At 58.2% G+C, this 20,345-nt stretch carries 13 protein-coding genes; 1 reads left to right on the top strand and 12 read right to left on the bottom strand.

The window, feature by feature from the left end:
• Nucleotides 1-72 precede the first annotated feature (72 nt).
• The 12 genes from ABIB48_RS13980 to glf form a co-directional block, all read right to left on the bottom strand.
• Nucleotides 73-1,113 (bottom strand): D-glucuronyl C5-epimerase family protein, encoded by a 1,041-nt coding sequence (locus ABIB48_RS13980; RefSeq protein WP_354213375.1) that lies wholly within the window; start codon nt 1,111-1,113, stop codon nt 73-75.
• Nucleotides 1,110-2,282, bottom strand: coding sequence for a glycosyltransferase family 4 protein (locus ABIB48_RS13975; protein WP_354213374.1), 1,173 nt, complete (start codon nt 2,280-2,282; stop codon nt 1,110-1,112). The genes ABIB48_RS13980 and ABIB48_RS13975 overlap by 4 nt, the downstream gene beginning before the upstream one ends.
• Nucleotides 2,282-3,274, bottom strand: a complete 993-nt coding sequence (locus ABIB48_RS13970) for a Gfo/Idh/MocA family protein (RefSeq protein ID WP_354213373.1) — start codon at nt 3,272-3,274, stop codon at nt 2,282-2,284. Before ABIB48_RS13970 ends, ABIB48_RS13975 begins: the two co-directional genes overlap by 1 nt.
• A gap of 2 nt (nt 3,275-3,276) precedes the next feature.
• A complete protein-coding gene (locus ABIB48_RS13965) occupies nt 3,277-4,368 on the bottom strand; it encodes a DegT/DnrJ/EryC1/StrS family aminotransferase (protein WP_354213372.1) in 1,092 nt (363 codons plus the stop codon).
• Nucleotides 4,365-4,961 carry an acyltransferase gene (locus tag ABIB48_RS13960; RefSeq protein WP_354213371.1) on the bottom strand — a complete coding sequence of 199 codons (597 nt, stop codon included), beginning with the start codon at nt 4,959-4,961 and terminating at the stop codon, nt 4,365-4,367. Before ABIB48_RS13960 ends, ABIB48_RS13965 begins: the two co-directional genes overlap by 4 nt.
• Nucleotides 4,962-4,990: 29 nt before the next feature.
• A complete protein-coding gene (locus ABIB48_RS13955; RefSeq protein ID WP_354213370.1) occupies nt 4,991-6,280 on the bottom strand; it encodes a nucleotide sugar dehydrogenase in 1,290 nt (429 codons plus the stop codon).
• 149 nt (nt 6,281-6,429) lie between these two features.
• A complete protein-coding gene (locus ABIB48_RS13950; RefSeq protein ID WP_354213369.1) occupies nt 6,430-8,547 on the bottom strand; it encodes an acyltransferase family protein in 2,118 nt (705 codons plus the stop codon).
• A gap of 22 nt (nt 8,548-8,569) precedes the next feature.
• Nucleotides 8,570-10,534, bottom strand: coding sequence for a DUF6541 family protein (locus ABIB48_RS13945; protein ID WP_354213391.1), 1,965 nt, complete (start codon nt 10,532-10,534; stop codon nt 8,570-8,572).
• Nucleotides 10,535-10,661: 127 nt separating this feature from the next.
• Complete coding sequence (locus ABIB48_RS13940) at nt 10,662-11,390, bottom strand: ABC transporter ATP-binding protein (protein ID WP_354213368.1); 729 nt, start codon at nt 11,388-11,390, stop codon at nt 10,662-10,664.
• On the bottom strand, nt 11,390-12,295 hold the full coding sequence (locus ABIB48_RS13935) for an ABC transporter permease (protein WP_354213367.1): 906 nt from the start codon (nt 12,293-12,295) through the stop codon (nt 11,390-11,392). The genes ABIB48_RS13940 and ABIB48_RS13935 overlap by 1 nt, the downstream gene beginning before the upstream one ends.
• Nucleotides 12,292-14,346 carry a glycosyltransferase gene (locus ABIB48_RS13930; protein ID WP_354213366.1) on the bottom strand — a complete coding sequence of 685 codons (2,055 nt, stop codon included), beginning with the start codon at nt 14,344-14,346 and terminating at the stop codon, nt 12,292-12,294. The genes ABIB48_RS13935 and ABIB48_RS13930 overlap by 4 nt, the downstream gene beginning before the upstream one ends.
• Nucleotides 14,343-15,527, bottom strand: a complete 1,185-nt coding sequence (gene glf, locus ABIB48_RS13925) for a UDP-galactopyranose mutase (RefSeq protein WP_354213365.1) — start codon at nt 15,525-15,527, stop codon at nt 14,343-14,345. The genes ABIB48_RS13930 and glf overlap by 4 nt, the downstream gene beginning before the upstream one ends.
• Before the next feature lie 314 nt (nt 15,528-15,841).
• Here glf and ABIB48_RS13920 point away from each other — a divergent pair, with 314 nt between their 5' ends.
• The gene (locus ABIB48_RS13920) at nt 15,842-20,344 is read left to right on the top strand and encodes an FtsK/SpoIIIE domain-containing protein (RefSeq protein ID WP_354213364.1); all 4,503 of its coding nucleotides are present in this window, start codon (nt 15,842-15,844) and stop codon (nt 20,342-20,344) included.
• Nucleotide 20,345: the final 1 nt, after the last annotated feature.

The raw sequence follows: 20,345 nt of genomic DNA, 5'->3' as shown, positions 1-20,345 counted from the left end.
GGAAGATGTCTAGGCACACTATCCCACTTACAACGCGGATCATGCACTCCGCTGCTGGCCTCCAGCATTCAATTAGTGGAAATCTTCATACAAAACGTCAGCTTGTTTGGTGAATTCTGAGTCGCCGGTCAATTCAGCCAGTTTTCGCAGCTGCTTCACGACGCCCTTATGATAGCTCTCAGGGTTTCCCCACACGGTACGCCCATAGTAAGTTGGTGCGTACCAGCTTGGCTGCCCAGGATTTCTATAAGCACCAAAGGAATCGCGGATACTCGAAGCCCCCACATCGAACAACCACTTCACATGCTTGTCGCCCGTTATGCGGTAGTAGTCATACAACCCGTACAAGGCATAGATATCCCCGTTGACAACATGAGCATTTTGCTCGTCCAACAACGCTGGATACTCCTCGTAAAAGACGAATTTCTTGCCATCCAATAGCTTTACGTTCTGAAACCAAGGCCCATTTTCAACCTTCGGCTGATCATATGACTTCACCACCTTGGCCGCCATATTTTTCCAATAGACATCGTCTGTGGCCTCATAGAGGTTCACGAAGACCGATGTCATCATGCCTTGGGCCATGCCTGAATACCAAGGAATCCCTAACCGTAAAGTTTTAACATCATGAGAAAACCGGTACGGAAACCAAATAGCACCATTGGCATCTACTGTGGACCACTTGATCAAGTATTCTGTCGTTGCAACAGCTCGGTCCAAGTATTCCTGATTCCCTGTGTTCAAATAAGAAGAGATCATTTGGCTGATGTACCAGGAAGAATTCACCGGATGATAAACAGCCTCGCCATGGAGTACGGTAACGAGGACGTTATCTGCACCCGTCTTACCCCAAATTTCACTTTCCAGCGGAACACTGTAATCCCCAATGTAGGGTGACTGTCCGTCACGGCTCAGTTCGTAACCCGAATGGTTGAACCTTGGGCCCCAAATGGCATCTCTAAAGACGAATAAACCGCCGCAAATAGCGGTAATCGTAATTATGGCCAATATGCTCACGGCCATGCGCCGTCGACGTATTGTGCGGCGCCGTTGGCCTCGTCGAAACTGAAATTCAGTTCCTGCATCATTGGTCGACAGGGTTTCTTGCGTCATTCTACTTTTCCCACATTCAGTACGGCCGCTGCAGCGACCCGGCCTGACGCAGCGAGAGACGCATTGGCCGCCACCCATCGGATCCTTGACTCGCGTGTCTGGGACCCGTCCACAGTCGCGTCGGTCAAGACGGCGATCATGGCCTCGGCAACGCTTCGTGCATCGTACGATGCCGCAACGCCCAACCCACCTTCGGCGACAATCGCTGCGCCGTCGCCCCGGCCTGCAAAGATGACAGGCGTCCCGCAGCCAGCAGCGGCATAAATCTTGGTGGGTTTGGCAAAGTCGTATCCCTGCTCCGGCTTGATGCTCACCAACGCCCCTGCCGCAGCACGAATCCACTCCGCAGCCTCCGCTGGGGGGACCACGCCACCGAAGTGGACGCTCCCTGACACCAGCACATCGGCCGTGTCCTGCAAGTGCGTTTCATCGGTTCCTTGGCCAAAGAACCTGATCTCGACCTCGGGGAACTTCTCACGCACCATGGGCAATGCACGGATGAAGATCTCAGCCCCCTGCCACTCACTCATAGTGCCGGTGTAGACAAAATAGGGATGCTCCGCTGACGCGGCCAGCCCCAGAGGTGTGAACACGCTGGTGTCCACCCCGTTGCCGACCACCTGGATACGGTCCAGGGGTACCCGGAACTTGGCAACCTGTTCAGCCACCGGTTCAGACACGGCAATGACCGCCGCCGCACGGCGGAGCACGAAGCCCTCCACGGCGCCCATGACTTTCTTCACGATGCTGGGCACCTCCATGGCGGATAGCGCCTCGGTCCAGACGTCCGCGGCGTAGTACACAAACGGCCGCCGGAGCAGCATCGATGAGAGGGCCACGACCACCCCAGTGGTGGGCGGTGGTTCGGAAACCACCACGTCGGCTTTCGCCGCAAGGAGCCGGAAGAACGCCGGAATATCGAAGCTCAGGTACTGAATGTAGCCCCGCACATTTCCGCCAGCGTCGCGGAGCACCGGCCAACGGCTGAGCGTATAGGCTGGCTTGAAGAGCCCGGAACCCTTGGGCGGGGTGGTGGTGATAACCTGCACCTCGGCACCAAGGGCAGCGAGCCCGTCAACAAGTGCTTTCAAGCGGAAAGCCGCCGCCCCCACTTCCGGTGTAAACAGCCTGGTGGTGACGACGACTTTCAGCGGTTTTTGTGCTGCCACTAAGACAGGATCCTGACGGGCGCACCGGTGCGAGATGATTCCAGCACAGCTTCGGCGACGACGAGCGTGTCTTGGCCTTCTGCCATGGTCACGACGTCGTTACGTAAACCGAGCACGGCGTCGCGGAACGCTTCATGTTCTGTGCGCAGCGGTTCCGGTTTGGCGATGGCCAGACGGGTAACATTGCCTTCGGAGACGCCACGGAATGCTGCCATGGAGTCCCATTCGGTGGCCACGGTCCCATTTTCGAAGAACGTGAGGTCCGCGGTCACGGTGTCGGCAACGAAAGCACCCTTTTCACCGGTGACGATGGTCAGGCGTTCTTTCATGGGGGAAAGCCAGTTCACCAGGTGGTTCGTGATGACTCCGTTGGCGAGCTTGCCGGTGGCGGCTACCATGTCCTCGTGCGGCCGGCCGCTGCGGGTAGTGGTCTGAGCGAAGATGGACTCGAAGCGGCTCTGGGCGAGCCAAGCTGTCAGGTCAATGTCGTGCGTGCCCAGGTCCTTGACCACGCCCACATCGGCGATACGGGCAGGGAATGGACCTTGGCGGCGGGTTGCAATCTGGTAAACCTCACCCAATTCACCGTTGGCGATGCGCTGGCGCAGCGACTGCAGTGCGGGATTAAACCGTTCAATGTGCCCGACGGCGCCAACCAGTCCCTGGGCCGCGAACGCGTCAACGAGGCGCTGGCCGGCCGGTGCGCTGGCCGCGATGGGTTTTTCCACCAGGGTATGGATGCCGGCGGCCGCCAGGGCCAGGCCGACTTCCTCGTGCATGCCCGTTGGCACGGCCGCGACGGCCATATCTATGCCGGCAGCAATGAGTTCCTCAACGCTGTGAAGCACAGGGAGTTCCTTGGCGACGCCGTGGGGGTCACCGTAGGCGTCGGCCACGGCAACGAGATCTACGCCCTCGACTTCACGAATGACCCGCGCGTGGTGGCGGCCCATCATGCCGAGACCAATAAGGCCGACTCGCAAATTAGCCATGCTTAGGCACCAGCCTTCACGATGGTGTTCACGGCAGCAACGATCCGTTCAAGATCGTTCTGCGTCAATGACGGATGAACGGGCAATGAGAGAACTTCCTTGGCCGCAATTTCAGTGTTCGGCAAGTCCTCAACACGGTTAAACGACGGAAGTCGGTGGTTAGGAACCGGGTAGTAGACACCGGAGCCAATGTTGAACTCCGAGCGCAGGCGGGCGTGCAGCTCATCGCGGCCTTCGGGGACACGAATGGTGTACTGGTGGTAGACGTGCTCGGCACCCGTCGCAACCTTAGGCGTTCCCACACCCTCCAAATTGGCGGTCAGGAACGCGGCGTTGGCCTGGCGCTGCTTCGTCCAGCCTTCGACCTTGGTCAACTGAACACGGCCAATGGCAGCGTGTAGATCAGTCATGCGAGCATTGAAGCCAACCAATTCGTTCTGGTACTGGGTTTCCATGCCCTGGTTACGCAACAGGCGCAGATTCCGCTCCACTGTGGCGTCTGAGGTTGAAACCATGCCACCTTCACCAGATGTCATGTTCTTCGTGGGGTAAAGGCTGAACATGCCAAATTTGCCGAACGTACCCACCTTTTTACCATTGAGCGCAGCTCCATGGGCTTGCGCAGCGTCCTCGTACAGGTCAATGCCATGCTTTTCAGCCAATGCAGCAAAAGCTTCCGCCGCAAACGGGTGTCCATACAAGTGAACGGGCATGATGCCCTTGGTCTTATCCGTGATCAGTGACTCAACATGAGCTACATCCAGTGCATAGTAGTCCAACTCGATGTCAGCAAAAACTGGTGTTGCTCCGGTCAACGCAACGGAATTGCCAGTAGCCGCGAAGGTGAAGGATGGAACGATGACCTCATCGCCAGGGCCAACACCCGAGGCCAAAAGCCCTAAATGCAATCCGGAGGTGCCCGAGTTAACAGCTACGCTGGCACGGCCGTCGAGCAAGACGTCCGAGAACTCAATCTCGAAGTCAGCCACCTGCTTGCCCTGGGCCAGCATTCCCGTGGCCATGACGGCGTCTACCGCTGCACGTTCTTCAGCGCCAATAATCGGTTTTGCTGCGGGGATGAAATCCTGGCTCATGAGTTGTCCTCTGCCTCTTTTAGGAAGTTTGAATCTTCAATGTATTTTGCTCCGGTTTCTGGGCAAACCCAGAAACCGTCCTCTTCTTTGAGAGGGAATCCTGCTTTGCCAACCCACCCCAGCCGCTTGGCAGGCACACCAGCCATCAGGGCGAATGCGGGAACGTCTTTGGTGACGACCGAACCGGCCGCAATAGTGGCCCAACGCCCGATCGTCAACGGAGCTATACAGACAGCGCGCGCACCAATCGATGCGCCGTCTTCGATAGTGACACCAACAGGGGTCCAGTCGTGCGCGCTCTTAAGTGAACCGTCCGGGCTGACTGCCCGTGGGTAGGTGTCATTGGTCAGTACCACGGCCGGGCCAATGAAAACTCCGTGGCCCAAGACTGCCGGCTCATAGACAAGCGCATAATTTTGAATCTTGGTGTTGTCACCAATCTTCACGCCCGTACCAACATAGGCGCCGCGGCCGACGATGCAGTTTTTGCCGAGTACAGCGTCCTCACGGACTTGGGCGAGGTGCCAGACTTTGGTTCCTTCGCCGAGGGTTGCCTGATCGGCGACGTCGGCACTGGGTGCTATGTAACTCATGCTACTCCTGTTCGGATGCGGTTCTTCGCTTAGGCTTTGCCGATGACTCGGTAGGTCACGCTGGGCCACTTCTCTGCAGAGCTTACTCGGCGTCCATCGATAAATGCCTTGACCCCGGGCAGATCTGCGGGCGTAATTTCACGGTACTCGTTGTGGTCCGCTTGTACGACGGCCGCATCAACGGTTTCTCCCAAGTGATAGGGGAGGAACCCAAGCTTCTCCAGCTCGGCATCCGTGTACATGGGATCGTGGACTAGGGCCGTACCACCGCGCCGGTTGATAGCCTCGACAGCGTCGAAAACACCGGAGAACGCAGTCTCCTTCACTCCCCCACGGTAGGCAGCACCAAGAACAACGACGCGTGCCCCCGTCAGGTCTCCATAGGCACCTTCAAGCAGACCAATGGTGTAGTCAGGCATATCAGCGTTTGCGGCCCGGGCGGCACGAACAACCGTTGCGTCGGGATCGTTCCACAGATAGAGGCGCGGATAGACGGGGATGCAGTGTCCACCGACGGCGATTCCAGGCTGGTGGATGTGACTAAAAGGCTGTGAGTTTGAGGCAGCAATGACCTGGTAGATGTCTATGCCGGTTTTTGCCGCGAAACGAGCGAACTGGTTTGCCAGGCCAATGTTCACGTCGCGGTAGGTGGTCTCGGCAAGCTTGGCCAGTTCTGATGCTTCTGCAGAGCCCAAGTCCCAGACGCCGTTGGCGCGGTTCAGATCGGGGCGCTCATCAAAGTCCAGGACGGACTCGTAGAATTCCACGGCCTTGGCAGCACCCGCTTCAGAAAGGCCACCAATCAGCTTGGGGTATTTGCGCAGATCCTCAAAGACGCGGCCGGTGAGGACTCGTTCAGGGGAGAACACCAGGTGGAAGTCCCTTCCTTCAACCAGGCCGGAGCCTGCTTCCAGAGCGGGCTTCCAACGTGAACGTGTGGTTCCTACGGGGAGGGTGGTCTCGTAGGCGACCAAAGTTTCCGGAGTGAGGTGGCGGGCCAGCTCTGCAGTTGCGGTATCCATCCAGCCGAAGTCCGGGTTGGCATCTTTGTCAACGAACAGCGGCACAACAAGCACCACTGCGTCGGCTCCGGGTACAGCGTCGGCATAGTCCGTTGTAGCGCGCAGCTTACCGGCAGGTACCAGTTCAGAGAGCAGTTCCTGCAGGTGAGCTTCACCTGGGAACGGCTCGGTGCCTGCGTTGACCAGGTCTACGACTGTCTGGTTGACGTCCACACCAACAACGTCGTGTCCTTTGGAGGCGAACTGGACAGCCAGGGGCAGGCCGATCTTGCCGAGTGCAATGACAGCAATCTTCACTTTTAGGAGCCTTTTCTTTCGAACTGGAGTGCCACACGGATAGCATGTCCACGCCGGGGTTTTGATACTAGAATATCGAGCTTTGCACCAACTTAGTTTCACATGAGAGCTATGCCACGTTATTCTCAGTTCGCCAGGCCATTTTCAGACTAGAGTTTTCGCTCAATGAAGGGTGCCATGAGCTTGGAAAATACGCCATTGAGATGGTTTGCATCGTAGTAGACCGCCACATTGCCCACCACTCCGTAGCAGCGCAAGGTGTCACAAAAGTGATCGGTCAAATCAATGAGCCGCACGTGAGGGTTGGCCATGGCCGCCACAGCTCCAAGCAGTGGATCAACAGGCTGGGCCGTTGACCTATCAACGGCACACTCTAGCGGTTCATTTGGGTTCATGGCAACACATTTGGAATCGCGCACGAGCCCGTTTAGAGGCGGGTCAGCGAGGACGTAGACCGTGCTCCCAGCATCGGCCCAGCGTTGCCAAAACGCTGCCAGGCCCTCACTGTACTGCACCTGTTGGGAGCGCCCGCTGCCGTCCTCGAGAAGCTCCTGCCGGGCAAAAGTCGAATAAAAAACCTTATCGGGACGATCGTGTTCAATCATGGCAGCAATTGACTGCCCCGCAGTCCGGCAGGCAGCACTGGCGGAGGGGTTCTTTTTGCCCTCAAAACTATCCAAGGTAACGTCTCCGATGGGGCACCCACCCACCAGGGAGTAAGTGAGCTTCCAATGGTTTTTTCTGGCAAGATCTAGCAGTGGCAGCTTCCACTGTTCGGCGTGGGAATCTCCAGTTAGCCAAACGGTGGTGGCGTCCGCATCTCCATCCGAATAGTCGCAGACTGCGACAGCACCGACGCCCGGCGGGTTGCGGGTGGGGTCCACTGCGCATTCATGCGCCCCTGCATAGTACTTGTTGGCATCGGCCATGACTGTGACGGCGGCAGGGCCCAGAGGATCCGGACAGGCTTTCTTTGCGGTGAGCGCCGCTGGCCCGTGGCAGGGGCCGCCATACTCGGCGGATTGCACAGCCTCCGCTTGGGCCTCCTGCATGTGGCCTCCCCATGCAAGCCCGCCTGAGACCAGGGCGAGGACCATCATTCCCACGATCATGGCCCCGAAGGTGGAACGCGGGACTTTGCCCAGCATTTTCCATGACTTCCCCTGATCTTCGACCAGAACCTTTGTTAGCCACGCCAGCGGAATACACACCAGGATAATGCCCAGCTTATGCCAGGAATTGAGTTCGCTGCCTAACAGGTACGGAGCCACCACAATCATGGGCCAATGCCATAAGTAGATTGAGTATGAGATGTTTCCCATCAGCTGGACAGGCCTTACCGCCAGCACCCGACTAAACGGGGCATTGGCCATTCCAATTCCGGCAACGATGACGGCGACTGTTCCCAGCACGGGAAGCAGTGCCGCCCAGCCTGGAAACTGTGTATCTTGGTTGAACGAAATCGCGGCAACAGCTACGGCCAGCCATCCGGCAGCCGCGGCAACCATGGCCCAAAACCGGGATAGCGATATCTTGGCCGCCAACAGGGCCACGATCGCACCGGCAGCAAATTCCCAGACCCGAACGGGTGTCACAAAGTACGCAGGATTTGGCGCCACTGCGGTGAAATAGACCGAATATGCCAGACTGGCCAGCGCTGCCAGCGCTACTCCAGCCAGCAGAACTGTGCGTGGCGAAGACCATCGCTGGCCGAGTTTGTACAGTCCCAGCAAGACCAACGGCCACAGGAGGTAAAATTGCTCCTCCACCGACAGAGACCAATAGTGTTGGGCAATGGTGGCGTTGTTCGTCAGTGCCGAATAGTCCACCGATTGAGCCGCCAATGACCAGTTACCTACGTACAATGCGCTCATCATTACCTCACGAGCTGTGCGTGTCCACTCGGAATAGGGAACCCACACTGCAACAGCGACGGAGCCGAGAATCAGAACCAAGAAGGCCGCTGGCAACAGCCGTTTGATCCGTCGCGCGTAGAAACGCGCAATAGCCAATCCTGATGTTGAGGTTAGTTCCTTGGCTAAGTGCGAAGTAATCAGGAACCCGGATATCACAAAGAAAATGTCCACGCCAACGTAGCCGCCCGTGGCTCTGTTGGGCCATAAGTGGTTCAGCACCACCAACCCGACGGCCACGGCCCGCAGGGCTTGAATGTCTTTGCGCAGGGGCTTTCGTCGAGGCCTGCGAAGAATGGTTGGGCCTGCCCGATGTTCTCCAGATTTCAGGTCCAGCTCTTGAGTTTCGGTCACGTGGCTGCCGCTGCGTCAGGCACTACCAGCAGGCCTTCACACGGTAAAGCTTGGCCGCGCCTTCCTGATCCACCAGCGTCACTGCGTCGGAGCTAGCCAGTCCTTGCAGTCCCTCGTAGTTGAGGCGGTCCGGATGGTTAAGTAGGTACTGAGAACCAAAATCAAGGACATAACGCACGTTCAGTTCGCGGATCGCCTTGCACACTGCGGGGTCCGACGCCGCTATGTTCAGCTTCTGCTCCACAATCGATTCTTGCAACGTCTTGCGCTGGGACAAGTGGTACCGTAGCACCGGCCTGTCCGCAAAGGCGTACACAAGGCTGGACCCGTTCCAGGGGTTTCCTACGATGACGGCATCCGCAGGGACTTCGCTGTCGATCCTCGAGAGAAGCCTGTACTCGTCATCCGAAAGGATAGAGGTTCCCGTGTTTCGCTCATAAAACTGCTTGTTGGCACCAATATATGTTTGGATGGCTCCCAATTGGGTGGCGACCGCCAACGTTCCGAGCAAGGCAAACACTACTGCCCCACTGGCTGCTTTGGTCCATGCAGCAGACATCTCACCCAGTTCGAAGGGGGCGCCACCGCCTCGATTCCACCAGCCAACAACGGTCTCCACAATCCTGTTGAATCCAAGAGCCGCAAGCACCACAGCAAACAAGGGCAGGTAGGCGGCGAGACGGTTGGAGTCTGCGTACCAGATCCCCGTCATGAAGGTCCGGATGAAGCCCGGATCGATAGCTGCGTCAACGATGTACAGCCCCGCAGCAACTGCGTAGCTCAGAAGCCACCAAATCTGGCGGCGCCCACGGACCATTGTGAAGATGCCAACAATGGCAAGAATCGAAATGCCCCAGGCTACCCGGGTACCCATGGGCGAGTTAGTGAGCACCTCACCAACCGCGCCACCCATGATCTGGTGAGGGCGCCAACCGCTGTAGTCGCCAGGGCGAAGCTTGACCCACACCAATAAGGTCACAACTGCACCAGCGCCGGAGGCCACCACGACAACCGCGAACTTCCACAAGGGAGCCTTGGCCCGCACTAGAGATGCCACGTACCGCACAACGGTCCAGGCGATGATGGGGGCGCTGAAGGCAAGCAAGGCTCCAATGCCACTCATATGTGAGAATGCCAGTCCTGGCAACAACAGCATCAATGCCAGCCACAGCCGCAAAGGGCGTTCCTGATGGTCGGCGAGCTTGCACAACATGATGACAACGGCCAGGGCTGCCGGAACCACAGCCACCGAGAGCATGTTGGGGAACAATGGCCCCCACACCAAAAGCAGGAAAGGGAACGCTGCAAGGCCCGCTGACACGATGCCGGCCGCGATCAAGGCAACAGGCTTGGATCCAACAACTACACGGGTGAGGAAAATTATAGAGATGGGCCAAATCACAGCGCCAATGGTCATGTTGACGGCATTTTCGGCCACCGGGATGGACACACCGGTGAGCTGGACAAGCAAAGCCGCTAGGTCGTGCCAAACAGCAGGATAGACGGCGCCAAGTCCCTGACCGCCAGCCATCTTCCCCAGAGTAAGCGTTGAGCCGTTCCCCGTGTCCAGGATGTGCCTGACGGCGTTGAGCTGAAACACGTTATCATAGCGTTGGGAGATGTTATCGGGCGCTCCCACCAATTGCATGATGCGCCGCCCGATCAGGAAGGCGCCTGATGCAACACCTATGACAGTTGCCCCGAGTGCCAACCATGAATCATGATGGAAGGACTTCTTGTTCGATTCCCTTTGTCTGAAGTTGGTGGCGAACCATACCACTGCCGATGCCAAGATACAGAGGACAATCAGTCCCCAAATATTCCAACCGACGCCGACAAAGGGCGCAACAACTGCGGCAACTCCCACCAAAGCCAGGGAGAGCACTGGCGCCAGCCCCAGAAGCGTGATGCGGCGAAACCCCATGGAAAATGCCAATATGGCCCCAGGGACAAGGACCAAGCTAATGCATACAAATATTACTGGCACAGCTACCCACCAGGACACGATTTCCTCCAAGTTAATGCCTACGTATTGGCTGCGCCTCCGCCCGCCACACTATCCACGTCCTCAATTGGACCGCGGCGATATTGATTCTAAGGGTTTTTCATAATCATCAGCTGCGAAGCTTGGCAATCACATCGGCTACTGGACCATCCATGACGGTATGGCCCTGTTCCATCAGGATTCCTCGATCGCAAACCTTAGCCACAACATCCAAGTCGTGACTGACAACAATCAGGGTCTTCCCCGCGGCGTGCAATTCTTTGATCTTAGCCAAGCACTTCTTTTGAAACGGCTCGTCGCCCACGGCAAGAATCTCGTCAATGAGGAACACATCCGGATCCGTGTGAACAGCAACGGAAAACGCCAATCTCAGGTACATCCCCGACGAATAGAACTTCACCTCAGTGTCGATAAAATCCTCGATCTCCGAGAACTCAACGATGGAATCAAATGCGGCATCGATTTCATCCTTGCTCATTCCAAGGATGGCACCGTTGAGATAGACGTTGTCCCGACCACTGAGGTCTGGGTGGAATCCAGCCCCGACCTCAATCAGGCCCGCCACCCTTCCTCGAGTCTGCACGCTCCCGGTGTCAGGCAACATGACACCGGAAATGTGTTTCAATAAAGTTGATTTACCTGATCCGTTGAGACCAAGCAGGGCCACGGATTCCCCCGCTGCAACGTCCAGTGTGACGCCGTTCAACGCAAAGAACTTCTTGGAAAGATCGCCTTTGCGCCCCTTCATGATCCAAACAAACGCTTCCTTCAGAGAACGAGTATGGCGGAGCACAAACCTCTTGCTGATGTCCCTGACTTCAATTGAATTAGTTGTCATTAGAGCTCCTGCGCAAAACGGCCTTCAAGCCGTCGAAAGACCAGCTGGCCAAGGAGAAGGACTGCAACCGAAATGGACAATCCTACGGGAATCCACAACGAAATCAGGTTCGGCACCATGGCCACGTTTTCAGCAGTGGTGGGGTACCAAAAGGCTAGGTGGAAACCCTCAACGGCAACCGTCAACGGGTTCAACTGGTACACGGTGAACCAGGTGGAGCCCAGTTTGTTGGAGACCATGTCCCAGGAGTAGAGAACCGGAGACGCCCAGGTGGCAACAAGCAACAGCATGTCAACAAAGTTCTCCGCGTCACGGAAGTACACGTTGACAGCACCAAAAAACAGGCCCAGTCCGGTAGCCAGCAAGGCCACCATGAGAAAGGATGCCAGGGCCACACCAATCTCAATAAATCCCGGTCGCCAGCCGTTGAACAAGCACACAGCAGCGAGGATCAGCACCTGCGGCAGGAAATGGACAGCGGAAACCCAAACGGACGCCACGGGGAACAGCTGCCGTGGCAGGTAGATCTTTTGAATGAGGCCCGAGTTTCCAACCACCGAGCGTGCTGCATTACCCAACGCTTCGGTAAAGAAATTTATCAAAGCAATACCGGAGAACAGATAGATGGCGTAGTTGGGCACGCCGCTTCTGTTGGTGGGGCTTTGCTCCAGGCCCAGAAAAACGCCCAAAGCAATGTAGAAAACCACGAACTGCATTCCCGGCTTCACATAGGACCAAAGGATGCCAAGCACTGATCCTCGATAACGAACCTTCAGTTCCTTCTGGACCAATAAGTTCAAGAGGTACCGCGACCGGAAAACATCCAGAAGGCCGCTGCCATGGCCTGGACTTGTCAGTGGCGGGACGGCATTTGAATTGCCGTCACCTCCTACACGGAGGGTCACTTATCTGTCACCGTTTCTACGGGGAGCACTGGCGCGGGGTTAGCTGCGAAAGTCTTCTCCCACACCTCAGGCGAGGTGAAGTTGGGCAATTCATCCTGATAGGTCTTGGATAGCTCGTCCCAGCGGCGCATTAGCTTCTGATGCAAGCTAACACTACGGATCATGTACTTGCGGAAGGTTTTGGCATCTCGCTTATACCAAGAGGCGCCGGCGCCATCAGATGCCGAGACGAGCGCCGAGTTCAGCTTCGCCAAACGCCACCAGCGGGCATCCATCGCGGGGACAACGGCCTCAGGGAAATCTACCGCACCTTCGCGTTGATCGCGCGCAGCATTGATCACTGCTGATAAGGCCTGAGTCACAATGGCAGGCATAGTGGCTGGCGCAGAGGGGATATGTCCGAATTTCGGTGGTTTGACTCGTTTGACCGGAGGGAATTTGGCAAGATCCTTGCTGACCTGCGCATCAGAAAAGGTGCTGCGAACTCTGCGAATTTCAGGGAGTTTAGTGCCAATGTTCCGGTGCAAGTGGTCGGGTCCATCGAGCAAATCTTCGAGGGCCTGCAGGCGCAGTTCAACGGCGGAATACTGCATGGAGAGCAGGTGGCGTAGATCCACCATCATGCTTTCAATAGGCATGCGTCCTCCGCGACTGTAAGGGGAGTGCAGCATCGTGGCAAGCCAGCGGTTTCGCTGGTGGAAGTATGCCTGCCAGTCAATGGTGTCATCTTTCTCGGTCCAGGGCATGTGCCAGACAGCCGCGCCGGGAAGTGTGACAGTTGTGAAGCCGTGCGCTTTCGCGCGGATGCCGTATTCGACGTCGTCCCATTTGATGAAGACGGGCAGCGATAGGCCGATTTCCTCGATGATGGAGGTGGGGATTAAGCACATCCACCAGCCGTTGTAGTCGACGTCAATGCGACGATGCATCCACGGCGTGGTGCGCAGGTTACTGGCACCAAAATCATGAACTTCCTGGCTGGCGCCTGCCGATTCGTATCGGAAACGGTATTCGTTAATCGTTTCGCCAAAGTTGTGCACTACCGAACGCTCGTACAGATTGAACATGTGTCCACCAACAATAGTGGGACGGCGCGTAAAATCGGCGAACTGTACCGCACGCAAGATGCCCTCAGTTTCAATCAAGACATCATCATCGAGCAACATGACGTACTTGCTCTTGCCAGCCTTGACTGTCTCCTGCATACCGCGGGCAAAGCCGCCTGACCCACCAAGGTTGGCCTGCTCCACGAGCCTGAAGCGGTGGCCCAGATTCGCCGCAGCTTCTTCGAAACCCTCCTCATCGCGCACACGCTGGTTGCCTTGGTCAGTAACGATTAATTCATCCAGGACCTCGGTAAGGTCCGGTGATTCGGCAAAAGTACGCAGATGCTTGACACAGAAGTCGGGACGGTTGAACGTGGTGACGCCTACAGAAAGCGTGCCCGCTTGGAAGCCCTCAGGCTGCGGAACAGACCAGTGCGCATTGGTCAGGGTGATTGCGGTTTCACTCGTTGCCAGATCAAACCAGTACCAGCCACCGTCGGCAAAGTTCATGATGGACAGGTCAATAGTGACGGGGGAACCCTGGCTAACTTGCAGGCTCTCCACACGGTTTGCCGTGCCGCGGGGGGTGGAACGGTACACGATCACCGTGGCATCGCCGTCGGTTTCGACCGTCAGGCGAACCTGCTCCACGTCGGTGTGGGCGCGCCAGTAGCTGGCCGGAAAGGCGTTGAAGTAGGTACCAAGGGAAACCCTGCGGAACGCCGGAAGACGAATTTCGCGACGGCCCTTGATGTAGTCGGTGCGCTGGCGTGAACCGGAAACATTTGATGAAGCTGCTGCAGTTGTAGCGTTAGCGCCAGACTTGGCCCCTGACTTAGCGGTCGACTCTTCGGTGGAAACCACACGTTGCGCGGCATTGAAGTCCACATAAAGGGGCAGTGTGTCAGTGTCCCCGTCAATTGGAAAAACTACTCGGTGAACAGTCTTCCAGACGGTGGCATCCACTTCGGTTTCACTTTTCTTAGTCTTCTTCGCTACGCTCACGCGTCAACTCCTCCGCTTTGCAGCTTCGCACCACCGGTGAAGTGGGGCTTAATCTTGTTGTCATACATGTTCAGGGCTGAACCAATGGCCATGTGCATGTCCAAGTACTTGTAAGTGCCCAGACGGCCCCCGAACAGTACGTCCTTCTCACCGCGGGCAAGATCGCGGTAGGCCAGCAGCTTGCTGCGGTCATCGCTGGTATTGACCGGGTAGTACGGCTCATCGCCCTTCTCGGCGAAGCGGCTGTACTCGCGCATGATGACCGTGGCGTCCTTGGTGTAAGCACGCTCCGGGTGGAAGTGGCGGAACTCGTGGATGCGCGTGTACTTCTGCGCCTCATCCGGGTAGTTCATGACCGAGCAGCCCTGGAAGTCCTCGATGGGCAGAACTTCCTGCTCCAAGTCAATGGTGCGCCAGGACAGATCGCCTTCGGCGTAGTCAAAATAGCGGTCCACGGCGCCGGTGTAAATGACCGGGACCTGGCCGGTGACAGCCTTGCGGCCGTACACTCCATCGTCAAAGAAGTCGGTGTTCAGCACCACTTCAATGTTCGGGTGGTCCGCCATGCGCTCAATCCACGCGGTGTAACCATCTACCGGCAGGCCCTCGTGGGTGTCGGAGAAGTAGCGGTTGTCATAGTTGTAGCGGACAGGCAGGCGGGAGATGATCTCGGCCGGCAGGTCCTTGGGGTCCGTCTGCCACTGCTTGCCCGTGTAGTGCTTGATGAACGCCTCATAGAGCGGGCGGCCGATCAGCTGAATGCCTTTATCGTTCAAGTTGGACGGATCGGTTCCAGCAAGCTCGCCCGCCTGTTCCTGGATCAGCGCACGCGCTTCACCGGGGCCCATGGAGGAACGGAAGAACTGGTTGATGGTGCCCAGGTTGATGGGCATCTGGTAAACCTCACCGTTGTGGGAGGTATACACCTTGTGCTGGTAGCTGGTGAACGCGGTAAAACGGTTCACGTACTCCCAGACGCGCTCGTTGGAGGTGTGGAACAGGTGCGCACCGTAGCGGTGCACCTCGATCCCGGTCTGGGCCTCGTTCTCGCTGTAGGCGTTTCCGCCGATGTGGTGACGGCGGTCAAGGACAGCAACCTTCAACCCCAACTCGGTGGCGGCACGTTCTGCAATGGTCAGGCCAAAGAAACCCGAACCAACGACAACTAAGTCAGCGTTCACAAACTCTCCTGCGGTGCTTGGTAGCGATGTATTGGGCACAGCAGTGCCATGGTCTACCTCCCTAGGTTACCTGAGTGTTATCTCAGGGCACTGCATACGTGGCAATGCTCACAAGAGCCCGCCGCTCTTCCCCCACAGCGTGCACCCGCCCCTAGCCTGCCCACAAAGTACGGCACCGGGCCCCTCCATAGCTGCCAACTCACCTAGGCTCGGCCGTGTGAGAGCAGTTTTGGACCGATGCGCCAGTGCCCGCTAAGTCAGCCTGGGGAGCGCCGGAAGCGTAGGAGAGCCAGAGAGGCTGGAGGGGAGGTGCCATGCGGCTGGAATTCACGCTGGTTGCGGGACCTTCCTCAACTGCGTCTGCCTCCACGGGGAGTGCAGTACCTGAAATAGGTGAGCCGAGTAGTTGCTGGTTCCCGCCTATTGAACTCAGCGCTCTGTGGCCACCGGGTGTGGGCCTCGAGAGCTGCACGGGGGCTTCCCTGGCTCGGGCACTGGCAACCAAATGGCCAGGGCTTGCATTTGCGGTCTCCGGAGAAGCACTGAACACGTTGCGTCCCGGCTGCGCCCCACTCTGCGACGGAGCGGTAGTGGTTGCCTGCCGAGCCGGATCTCAACCCGTCCCCGCGCGTGGTGCTTCTTCCGGCGCTTGGACCGGCGCTGCGTCCGGCGCTTCCGCCGGCGACGCATCCGTAGGCGAAGCGCCAGATCCTGCTGATCCTTGGGCTTCCGGTTCCGTAGTTGCTGGTTCCTTAGTTTCCGGATCCGGGGTTGTGGCACTGTTGTGTGTTTCCGCTGGCCCTGCGGCAGGGACCATCTTCACACTTCATCGCGGAAACTACAGCCTAGGCCGCGGGAAGTGCCGATTGCCTGTGCCCGATCCTGCGTTGTCCAGGCATCACGGAACCTTGATTGTTGGATCCCAGAGCATCACCTTGACGGCATCCCCCGGCTCCTCAGGATTCCTGATTCACCGGATCAAAGAGGGCCCTACGGTGAGCGCCCAACCGTTCAAGGGGACCATCACCGTTGATACCGGCAAGCGCATTATCTGCGGGAATAGTGTACTGGAGCTGCGACTGCCCGGGCAGTACCTTAGCGGGGTTCCTGCCCCCGGTTCTTTTTCTGCCCGCGGCTTTGTTTCTGGCACTGGCTTAGTTTCTGGCACTGGCCTGGTTCTTGGTACTGGCTCTGCTCCACTGTCCGCACTTCGTCATAATCTGGAATCAGCCCGGGCATCCGCCACGTCTCCGTTGTTCCTTGCTGACTCTGCTCCCCTAGTGGTGCCACAGCCGGCCGGTTCCACCCGCGCCTCCCTAGCTATGGTGCTGACCGGGCTGCTCCCTCTCCTGATGGGCACCGCGTTGGCAGTTTTTACCGGTTCTATGATGTTCTTGGCCTTTGCCGCCATGGGGGCCGTCACCGTTTTGGTTCCGCTACTTGGCGGTGCCAAACGGCGCAGACAATTCCGTGATGACGTGGCGCGTGCGGTTGTCCAGGACGCCGAGCGGGCAGCCAGTTCTTTTCCTGATGCTGCAACATTGCTCCTGGAGGTACCCGCGAATGCACCCGCTGTGGCGTTCACGGGCACACTTACCAGCGCAGGCGAATCTACAGCGTCGCCGCCTAGGGACTTGGCGCTTCGTTTAGGAACCGCTTCTCGCAGCGCACAAGTGGCCCCCGCTCCCCCTGCCCCGGGGTTCATAGCTCCTGTGGTGCAGGCGCAGCCCTTTACTGTCCCACTGGGACCGGCGGGAATGACCATTAGGGGGCCTTCCGGGGCTGTGCAGGCTTTGCTGAACTTTCTCTTAGTGCAGTTGGATGCTGCAGCCATTCCCGTTGTTGTGCTGGGGTCACCGGAGGACGTTCCCTGGGCAGCAAGGTTTCTACCCCGAACCAAAATTGTTCAATGCACTGCGGCTGCGCAGAACGCACTTGCTGCCATGCAATGGCCCACCGCAGCTGGTACCGATCCCGGAGTTGGTGCCGCTCCAGCGACTAACGTGCTGATCATGCTGGGAGGTGTTGGCAGCACCAAACTTTCCCTTCCCTCCCCTACCAGAACCATCCACGTCATGGTGGACGCCACCGAGCCCGGCGCCAATGCGAGCGCAGACCCGAGCAGTGTGCACCTTCACGCCCAAGGCCTACGGATTGTGGGGCACTGCGCGGGGCATGACTTCATTCCCGACGGGGTGCCGCCGCAAGTATTTGCAAGCCATGCCCGCCGCCGTGCGATGGCAGCCGCTTCTGCTCTATCAGAGGCTCCCGGAACTCTCTCCACCAATTTTGTGCCGCGGCCGGGGCAGTCCACGGCATCGTCCGTGGCAGCAGCATGGGAAGCCTCGGGCGGAGGGCCGCTACTTGCCATCCCTATTGGCAGCTCAGCAACGGGCCCCACCTTGTTCAGCTTGGTGCATGACGGACCGCACCTGCTGGTGGGTGGCACCACTGGCTCCGGGAAGTCCGAGTTCCTGAAGGCCCTGGTGGGCAGCTTGGCCGCCTCACACTCCCCCGCCGATCTCCAATTTCTGTTCATTGATTTCAAGGGCGGTGCCGGGTTGGGCGCGTTGGTCAAGCTCCCTCACACCAGTTCACTGGTCACCGATCTGGGAGGGCATGGGGTAGCAAGAACGTTGGCATCCCTGCGTGCCGAACTGCACCGGCGTGAAGCAGCGCTTTCTGCCGCAGATGTTGCCGACAGCTTGGCCTACCGCGCCCGTGCCACTCGCAGAGAAACCAACACCCACGAGCCCACACGCTACGGTATGGCGCACCTGGTGATTGTTGTTGATGAATTCAGGGTTCTTGTTGACCAATTCCCTGACGCCATGGCAGAACTCATGCGGATCGCCGCTGTGGGCAGATCTTTGGGCATTCACCTGATCCTGTCCACCCAGCGTCCGCAAGGCGCCATCAATGCGGACATCCGCGCCAATGTGACCAGTTCAATTTGTCTACGGGTGCAGTCAAGTTTTGATTCCATTGACGTCATTGGCACTGCGGCCGCCGCTGAGATCGCTGTGGAGACTCCCGGCCGCGCCTACATCAGCAGGGCAGGCGGGACTCCCACGGAATTTCAAAGTGCTGTTCTGGGTGTGCCACCGTCAGGAGAGGCCGTGGTGCCTGTGCTGATGCAGCTAGAACAGGGCGAACCACCAATCGCCGCTTCAGTGACCAAGTCAGGAATGACCAGCTCAGCAGTGACCAGCAATGTTGAGGCCGTGGTGGCAGTCATGAATCAGGCCTGGCGCAATGCTTGCACCCTCCAACCCGCGCTAGTCTGCGCCCCTGCCGTAGTGGCACCTGAACTACCCACCGAGATAGCCCTTGATGGCCTTGGCGAAGCTGAGCCAGGCAGGGACAGCGTTCAGCTATCTGGCGAAGATCCTGCAAGGCAACCAGGAACTGTGGTGCTGGGCATAGTTGATCTGCCGGAACAGCAATGCTTGAAAGTCCTTGTATGGCACCCCCGCGATCATTCACATCTGGCGTGCTTTGGGACGGTAACGGAATCTTCTTGCGCCGTGGCCCTTGTGGCCACCAGGGTTCTAGCGCACACAGCAACAGCAACAGCAAATTTTTCCACGGCCCCTGTGCTGTACCTCCTCGATGCCGATGGTTCCCTGAAGGATCTTGCGGACAACCCGTGGGTGGGCAGCTATTTAACGCCCACGGATTTGCGCACTGTGGCGCATCTTATGCAAAGGCTGGCCGAGGCTGCCCCCAGTAGTGTTCGCCCTTTGATTTTGTGCATGACAGATTGGGGCCGCTGGTCCACGGCCTTCAGATCCGGGCCATGGCACGAGGGTGAAGACGCCGTGTCCGAGCTGATCCGCTTCGGCGGAAAAAATCTCATAGTTGTTATAGGCGGTAGCCGTGACCTGCTCACCACCGGGTTCATGGCTGCCATCCCCAACAGGATTTATCTCAGTCATGGGAGCCCTGCCGAAACCACCATGCTGTGGCCCCGCATTCCGCACTTCTCCCCGATGCCCGGGCGGGGTGCTTTGGATGGACCCATCAACGCCAGCGCCTCCACAGTCTCAGGCACACCCCCGGCGAACCCAGAACAGGGGAACCACCTACCGGTGAATCTCATGCACGTGGCCCAGTTGGGGACGAGCACACTGCAACTGAGCACCCAACGCTGGTCCGGGCCAGACTCCCCTGAATCGGAAGGGTTCGCGGCGGGGATCCTGCGCGTTGGCACGTTACCAGTGTCCATCTCAGCGCAACAGAGGCATGAACTAGTTGACTGGGCGCTTCTGGCCCGGCAGGAACGGAAGGCTCAGCTGGCACAGCCCGGCAACGGCCCAGCCGCGCCGTTGATCCTGGGCTTGGGCGGCGACGGCAGCGACCCCGTGAGCGTCTGCCTCCCTCCCGGAACGGTTCTGCCCGTTTTTGGCGGGCCCCAAACGGGCAAGAGTATTTTCCTGCAGACCTTGGCTCACCTCAATGGCGCAAGCTGGCTTGAATCAAGCACCCCCCCTTCAGTGCGGTGCGCGGAGAGCTCCGTGGTGTTGCTGGATAATCCCTTATCCACCACTGCCGAGCAGATTCATACAGCGGATGAATTACTGGCTGCCGGCGCTGTCCTCATTGTGGCAGTGCCGTATCCAGGTCCCGCACTGTCACGGCTGCCCTTGGAGTGGGGTTTACGAACCTCCAGCCAAGGAGTGGTTGTGCGACCCCAGCGGGCCATGGACGCGGAGATGTTCGGCATCCGCCTAGACACTGCCGGCTCAGAACCACCGGGGCGGGCAGTCTTGATCAACGGCGGCCACCGGGAATGGTTTCAGTTCCCGGGACTGTGAA

It is taken from the genome of Arthrobacter sp. UYCu511 (genome assembly GCF_040547105.1).
In the GTDB taxonomy this organism is placed as follows: domain Bacteria; phylum Actinomycetota; class Actinomycetes; order Actinomycetales; family Micrococcaceae; genus Specibacter; species Specibacter psychrochitiniphilus.
This window is presented reverse-complemented; position numbering and strand designations above follow the sequence as displayed.

Coding starts and splice junctions, on each gene's coding strand:
- ABIB48_RS13920 (WP_354213364.1), top strand. CDS start 15,842: ATGCGGCTGGAATTCACGCTGGTTGCGGGACCTTCCTCAACTGCGTCT.
- ABIB48_RS13965 (WP_354213372.1), bottom strand. CDS start 4,368: ATGAGCCAGGATTTCATCCCCGCAGCAAAACCGATTATTGGCGCTGAA.
- ABIB48_RS13980 (WP_354213375.1), bottom strand. CDS start 1,113: ATGACGCAAGAAACCCTGTCGACCAATGATGCAGGAACTGAATTTCAG.
- ABIB48_RS13970 (WP_354213373.1), bottom strand. CDS start 3,274: ATGGCTAATTTGCGAGTCGGCCTTATTGGTCTCGGCATGATGGGCCGC.
- ABIB48_RS13960 (WP_354213371.1), bottom strand. CDS start 4,961: ATGAGTTACATAGCACCCAGTGCCGACGTCGCCGATCAGGCAACCCTC.
- ABIB48_RS13940 (WP_354213368.1), bottom strand. CDS start 11,390: ATGACAACTAATTCAATTGAAGTCAGGGACATCAGCAAGAGGTTTGTG.